The organism is Bradyrhizobium uaiense (assembly GCF_010811875.1).
Lineage (GTDB): Bacteria > Pseudomonadota > Alphaproteobacteria > Rhizobiales > Xanthobacteraceae > Bradyrhizobium > Bradyrhizobium uaiense.
In genome coordinates this window covers 1-6,095 of the sequence record NZ_VKHP01000378.1, presented here as the reverse complement: position 1 = coordinate 6,095, position 6,095 = coordinate 1, and the positions used below count along the sequence as shown (strand labels likewise).

General features: G+C 65.2%; 5 protein-coding genes and 2 pseudogenes. 3 read left to right on the top strand and 4 right to left on the bottom strand.

The genetic code is table 11. The features are described 5' to 3' along the window. A pseudogene (locus tag FNJ47_RS44060) lies at positions 1 to 339 on the top strand (type III polyketide synthase); the annotation flags it as partial. Between the two features lie 342 nt (positions 340 to 681). Here the strand turns inward: FNJ47_RS44060 and FNJ47_RS44050 are convergent. The 3 genes from FNJ47_RS44050 to nth all read right to left on the bottom strand — a co-directional run bounded on the left by FNJ47_RS44050 (position 682) and on the right by nth (position 4,320). Then, complete coding sequence (locus FNJ47_RS44050; RefSeq protein ID WP_163162780.1) at positions 682 to 2,310, bottom strand: MFS transporter; 1,629 nt, start codon at positions 2,308 to 2,310, stop codon at positions 682 to 684. Then, positions 2,297 to 3,448, bottom strand: a complete 1,152-nt coding sequence (locus FNJ47_RS44045; RefSeq protein WP_430649479.1) for an HlyD family secretion protein — start codon at positions 3,446 to 3,448, stop codon at positions 2,297 to 2,299. The genes FNJ47_RS44050 and FNJ47_RS44045 overlap by 14 nt, the downstream gene beginning before the upstream one ends. Before the next feature lie 62 nt (positions 3,449 to 3,510). Then, positions 3,511 to 4,320: an endonuclease III gene (gene nth, locus FNJ47_RS44040; protein ID WP_163162782.1), complete on the bottom strand. Its 810-nt coding sequence runs from the start codon at positions 4,318 to 4,320 to the stop codon at positions 3,511 to 3,513. Positions 4,321 to 4,342: 22 nt separating this feature from the next. On the opposite strand from nth, the gene FNJ47_RS44035 reads away from it, so the two are divergent. Next, positions 4,343 to 4,903: a DUF2244 domain-containing protein gene (locus tag FNJ47_RS44035; protein WP_175068506.1), complete on the top strand. Its 561-nt coding sequence runs from the start codon at positions 4,343 to 4,345 to the stop codon at positions 4,901 to 4,903. Between the two features lie 57 nt (positions 4,904 to 4,960). Then, positions 4,961 to 5,857: a methylated-DNA--[protein]-cysteine S-methyltransferase gene (locus FNJ47_RS44030; RefSeq protein WP_163162784.1), complete on the top strand. Its 897-nt coding sequence runs from the start codon at positions 4,961 to 4,963 to the stop codon at positions 5,855 to 5,857. A gap of 159 nt (positions 5,858 to 6,016) precedes the next feature. On the opposite strand, the pseudogene FNJ47_RS44025 reads toward FNJ47_RS44030, so the two are convergent. Then, a pseudogene (locus FNJ47_RS44025) lies at positions 6,017 to 6,095 on the bottom strand (2,3-bisphosphoglycerate-dependent phosphoglycerate mutase); the annotation flags it as partial.

The following is a 6,095-nucleotide window of genomic DNA, read 5'->3' as shown; positions in this document are numbered from 1 at the left end:
AACACCGGCATTCAGCATCGCTATGGCGTCAAGCCGATCGAATGGTACCTCGAACGGCGCGGTTGGCCGGAACGGACGCAGGCGTTCCTCGAAGGCGCGGAGGCGCTGTTCGTCGACGCCGCCCGCAAAGCGATTGCGCGTGCTGATTTGATCGGCAGCGACATCGATATCGTGGTCACGGTGTGCTCGACGGGCATCGCCACGCCGACGCTGGAGGCGCGTGTCGCCGGTAAGCTCGGTTTGCGGACGGACGTGTCGCGCGTGCCGGTGTTCGGTCTGGGCTGTGCGGGCGGCGTCGACGAACAGCGCCTCCGCGCCTTCGAGGAACGCCTGCGTCCGTTCCGGCCAACCGCGCCGTTCGAGGTACCATTCGATCGGCTTGACGCCATAGCGATGCTGAATGCCGGTGTTGGCGAACAGGCTGGAGAGCGTCTCGAACTCGGGGTAGCGGTCGGCGAGAAGACTGCGCGCGGCCTGCAGGACTTGTCCCTGATGGAATAGATGCGGTGGAACCGCCGTCGCCATGGAAACAAGCGCAGCCGTCTGCTTGGTCTCGGTCATCGTGGCTCCAGTTCCCCCGGTTGTGGAACCACGCGATGTGCAAAATATTTCAGAGGCTCGTGACATCAGTCGCGCCCCGCATTCACTATAAATTGACCCAGAGTGGTGGTGGGACGCCGGTCAGGAAGCGGCGGCGTCTCGTTTGCGGAGCAAGTTCTTCACGAAGCCGAACGGCACCGGCGACAGTGGCCCCTGCGGCGCACGCGTGATCAGGGCGACCAGGAACAGCGCCAGCATCGCGAGCCAGAAGCACAGCCAGAAGCCGTCAATATAGGCGAGCGTGTTGGCCTCGCGCTGCACCAGCGCCGCGAGCGTGCCGACGGCCCGCCCCATCGCCGTCCCTATGCCGTGGCCGGAGAATTCACCCGCCAGGCGCTTCAGCAGGTTCACGACGTCGACATCGCCGTTCTGGACATGCTGTCCGAGATAGTTCGAATGGATCTGCTCGCGGACGCGCAGCCAGGTGCCCATCAATGCGATGCCGATCTCGGCGCCGCCGAGCCGCATGATCTGGATATAGGCCGCGAACGCCGTGGCCCGCGACGGATCGGAGTTGGCGAGCGCCATGATGATGATCGGCAGCAGCGTGAACGCCTGCCCGACCGACGTCAGCAGAACGATGCCGACAAAGTCCTCGCGCGCCCAGACATGGCTCAGCTGCGTGCCCCAGAGATTGGCGGCCGCGAATGCCGAGAAGCCGAGCACCACGACGATGCGCGGATCGAGATGGCGGAGCAGCAGGATCGAGATCGGCACCAGCACGAACATCGGCAGCGCGCCGTAAGTGAACAACAGCACGCCCGACTGCTCCGGCCGCAGCGCGGCGACGGTGCCGAGGAAATTCGGCACCAGCGACGAGTTCGACAGGCTGGTCAGCGTGTAGAGCAGGATGACGATCAGCGAGAGCCCGATATTGCGCGAGAACAGCACGTTGAAATGCGCCCAGGGCCGGCGCGCCACCATCTCGTTGATCATGAAGGCGACGATCAGGAGCCCGCCGCCGATCAGCAATGCCATCACCGTGCCCGACGACAGCCAGTCCAGCCGGTTGCCCTGGTCGAGCCCGGCATAGACCATCGAGACCCCGGCGCCGAGCAGCAGCATGCCACCCCAATCGGCATGGTGCAGCAGCTCGCGATTGACCGGCTCCTTCGGCGTACCGAGATAGACCATCAGCCCCATCAGCGGCGCGATCACCACGCCCTGCCAATACAGCCACTGCCAGCCGAGGTGCTCGACATAGAAGCCGACCAGCGAGCTCGACGAGTCCAGCGCGAAGCCGACGCGGATCGAATACATCGCGATTGCTGGAAGCCACCAGCGGATCGGCAGGTTGCGCAGGATGATCATCAGCGTCGCCGGCACGAAGGTGCCGAGCAGCATGCCATGCGCGATGCTGAGCGCGATCAGCGTCGTGTAGTCGCGTACGAACGGGATGGTTAGCGAGACCACGGCATAGACCAGGCTCGGGATTCCGAGCACGCGGCGCAAACCGAACACGGTGGCGAGCCAGGCCACCGCAGGCGCGACGAAGATCTGCGAACCGATTGCCGCGGTCGAGAGCCAGGCGCCCTCGTCGAAGGTCAGCGAGAACGCGCCGCGCAGGTCGGGCAGGCCGATCGTGGTCAGGCGGCTGTCGAAATTCGCCAGGAAAGCACCGAGCAGCACGGCGAACACCGCGAACAGCGGATAGCGTGCGACGTCGCCACGCGAGACCGGACCGCGTTCGCGATCGTCACTTTCCGCCATTGGCGACCGCCTCGCCGGTGTTGATCCGCGTCACCACCGACATGCCCGGCAGCAGCCGCTCGAGCAGCGGCTGGCCCTTGTCGAGCTGGATCCGTACCGGGATGCGCTGCACCACCTTGGTGAAATTGCCGGTGGCGTTGTCGGGCGGCAGCAGCGCAAACTGCGATCCGCTCGCCGGCGCGATGCGCTCGACGACGCCGCGCAGCCTCTGGCCGGAGAACGTGTCCACTGTGACCTCGACCGGCTGGCCCGGCCTGACGTTGGTCAGCTGGGTTTCCTTGTAGTTGGCGATCACATAGACGTTCGGCAGCGGCACGACATTGACCAGGTTGGCGCCGATGTTGACGTAGTCGCCCGGCTGCACCTGGCGCTCGCCGGTGACGCCGTCGAATGGTGCCGCGATCCTGGTGTAGCCGAGCTTGAGCTTGGCCGATGCCAGCAGGGCCTTGGCGGCGTCGAGGTCGGCGGCGCGCTGCTTCTTGGTGCCTTGCAGGACCTCGAGCTGATGGCGCTGCGCTGCGATCACCGCGCGGCTGGCCTGCACGTCGGCCTCCGCCTTGGCATAGGATGCAGTCGCCTGCTCGAGCCGCTGCCGCGTGCCGGCGTCGGTTTGCGACAGCGACTGCTGACGTTCTTCCTCCTGGCGCGCCAGAGTCTGCTGCGCCTCCGCGGACAGCCGCGAGGCCTCGGCCTGCGCGATGGTCGCATATTGCAGCTCGACCTGGTTGTTGAGGTTGTCGAGCGCGGCCTGCGCACCGACCACGCCGGCTTCGGCCTGCGCGACCTGCGCCTGGTAGTCGGCAGGATCGATCTGCACCAGCAGATCGCCGGCCTTGACGCGCTGGAAATCGGACACCGCGACCGTGAGCACTTCGCCGGACACGCGGCTACTGAGCTGCGTCAGCTCGGCGCGCACATAGGCATCATCGGTGGTCTGGATCGTGGCGCTGCCGACCCATCCGTTCCACTGCGTCGTCGCCACTGCGACGAACACCAGCGCGGCGAGCACCGCAAACAGCGGAATGGCGAAGCGTCCCCAGAAGCCGCTTGCCGCAGGCTGCGGCTTGGCTGGTGCTTGGACTGGAGCAGTCGCAGTCTGGCTCACTTGCGACGGACCATCTTGAGCCTGCTCTGCCACACCACACTCCTCAGTCACGCGCCGGAACGCCAAGCCTAGTAACACTTGATGACGATGATGCCTTAGACCGTCTTCTCCGGCCACCGGCAGAGATCATTGATCAAACACACTTCGCAACGCGGGCCGCGGGCGAGGCAGGTATAGCGGCCATGCAGGATCAGCCAGTGATGGGCGTGCAGCATGAACTCCGTCGGGATCACCTTCTCCAATCCCAGCTCGACCTCGAGCGGCGTCTTGCCCGGTGCGAGACCGGTGCGATTGCCGACGCGAAACACGTGGGTGTCGACCGCCATTGTGTGTTCGCCGAAGGCCATGTTGAGCACGACATTCGCGGTCTTGCGGCCGGCACCGGGCAACGATTCGATTTCGGCGCGGGTGCGCGGCACCTGGCTGCCGAACTCGGCGATCAGCTTCTCGGAAAGCGCGATGACGTTCTTGGCCTTGTTGCGATAGAGCCCGATGGTCTTGATGTACTCGCGCACTTTTTCTTCGCCGAGCTCAAGCATCTTCTCCGGCGTGTCGGCGATCTCAAACAACGGCCGCGTCGCCTTGTTGACGCCGGCATCGGTTGCCTGCGCCGAGAGCACCACCGCAACCAGCAGCGTGTAGGGGTTGAGATGCTCGAGCTCGCCCCTCGGCTCGGGATTAGCTTTGCGGAACCGATCGAAGACGTCGTAGACCTCCGCCGCCGTCCATGGCTTTGGCTTTGCGATCGTCTTTGCAATCTTCTTGGCGGCCTGCTTGGCAGGCTTTTTGGCCGCCTTCTCTGCCGCGCGTTTGGGCAGCGACTTTGCCGCTTTCGCGGCTTTCTTCTTCGGCGCGGGCTGAACGCTTGACGCGCTGGCGCGTTGAGGGCGGATGATTTTGGCCATGAACGGGATATACTGATACGTCATGACCGCAGGCAACGACTTTGATCGGAGCGACGACCTCAGGGCCAATGACCTCGAGGTGAATGCGCCTGAGGCGGAGCCGAAGCTGTTCTCGGCGCTGCTGACGCCGCACCGCTCGCTGAACCGCACGGGCTTTATCGTGCTGATGTCGTTCGTCACCGTGATCAGCTTCATCGCCGGCGTGGTGTTCTGGTGGCTGGGCGCCTGGCCGATCTTCGGCTTCTTCGGCCTCGACGTGCTGGTGATCTACTGGGCGTTCAAGGTCAATTTCCGCACCGCCAAGGCGAGCGAGGAGATCACCGTGACGCCGTCGGAACTGCGGGTGCGCCGGATCAGTCACCGCGGCCATGTGGCCGAATGGGTGCTCAATCCGCTCTGGGTGCGGTTCGAGCAGATCTCGCATGAGGAGTTCGGCATCGAGCGGCTTTATCTGGTGTCCCGCGGCCGCCGGGTCAGCGTCGGGAGCTTCCTCAGCCCGGACGAAAAGGCCAGCCTCTCCAAGGCTTTGACGGCGGCGCTGAATACCGCGAAACGCGGCCCGACCTACAACCCCGTCGCCTAATCGTGCTTGTCAGAAATCGGGTGGTTTGGACGCGCCATGGCTCCTAAATTAGACACCATGATGACACTCGCCATACATGACCAGCGCCTGGCCAAGCCGGGCCTCCAGAGCGCCGCGCTGCGCGACTATGATTCGGTGCGGCGCGCAATCGCGTTCATCTCGGAACACTGGCGCACCCAGCCGACCATCGAGGCGATGGCCGATGCCGCCGCGGTCACGCCGGATGAACTGCACCATCTGTTCCGCCGCTGGGCCGGGCTGACGCCGAAGGCCTTCATGCAGGCGCTGACGCTCGATCATGCCAAGAACCTGCTGCGCGATTCCGCCAGCGTGCTCGACGCGGCACTCGACTCCGGTCTTTCAGGACCGGGACGACTGCACGATCTGTTCGTTACGCATGAGGCGATGTCGCCAGGCGAATGGAAGACCGGTGGCGGCGGCATGACGCTGCGCTACGGCTTCCATCCCTCGCCGTTCGGCACCGCAATCGTGATCGCGACCGACCGCGGGCTCGCGGGGCTTGCCTTTGCCGACCCCGGCGATGAGCAGACCGCATTCGCCGATATGAAGCGGCGCTGGCCGAATGCGACCTATGTCGAGGACACCGACGGCACCACTGCGTTGGCGCAGCGCGTGTTCGATACAAGCTTGTGGCGGGCTGACCAGCCGCTGCGCGTCGTCTTGATCGGCACCGACTTCGAGGTGCGCGTGTGGGAAACGCTGCTCAAGATCCCGATGGGCCGTGCGGTCAGCTATTCCGACATCGCCTGCAACATCAGCAACCCGAAGGCCTCGCGCGCCGTCGGCGCCGCGGTCGGCCGCAATCCGGTGTCGTTCGTGGTGCCCTGCCATCGCGCCCTCGGCAAGAGCGGCGCGCTGACCGGCTATCACTGGGGCATCACCCGCAAGCAGGCGATGCTGGGCTGGGAAGCCGGGCAGGTGGGATTGCACTGATCGCTGCGAGGTAGGCCGCTGCGTCTCTCACCGTCACCAGTCTCTCACCGTCACCCTGAGGAGCGCGAAGCGCGTCTCGAAGGGTCGACGGCCCGACTGGTGGCCGTGCATCCTTCGAGACGCGCTTCGCGCTCCTCAGGATGACGGATCACACATCGCTTACCCCGCGAGATCGACCTTGGACGCGACGGTGGAATCGGCATTGAGCCGATAGACCACCGGCGCGCCGGTCGCGAGC

Bases quoted from the DNA above. Each gene is read 5' to 3' on its own strand.
- nth (WP_163162782.1), bottom strand. From the start codon at position 4,320: ATGGCCAAAATCATCCGCCCTCAACGCGCCAGCGCGTCAAGCGTTCAG.
- FNJ47_RS44030 (WP_163162784.1), top strand. From the start codon at position 4,961: ATGATGACACTCGCCATACATGACCAGCGCCTGGCCAAGCCGGGCCTC.
- FNJ47_RS44050 (WP_163162780.1), bottom strand. From the start codon at position 2,310: ATGGCGGAAAGTGACGATCGCGAACGCGGTCCGGTCTCGCGTGGCGAC.
- FNJ47_RS44035 (WP_175068506.1), top strand. From the start codon at position 4,343: ATGACCGCAGGCAACGACTTTGATCGGAGCGACGACCTCAGGGCCAAT.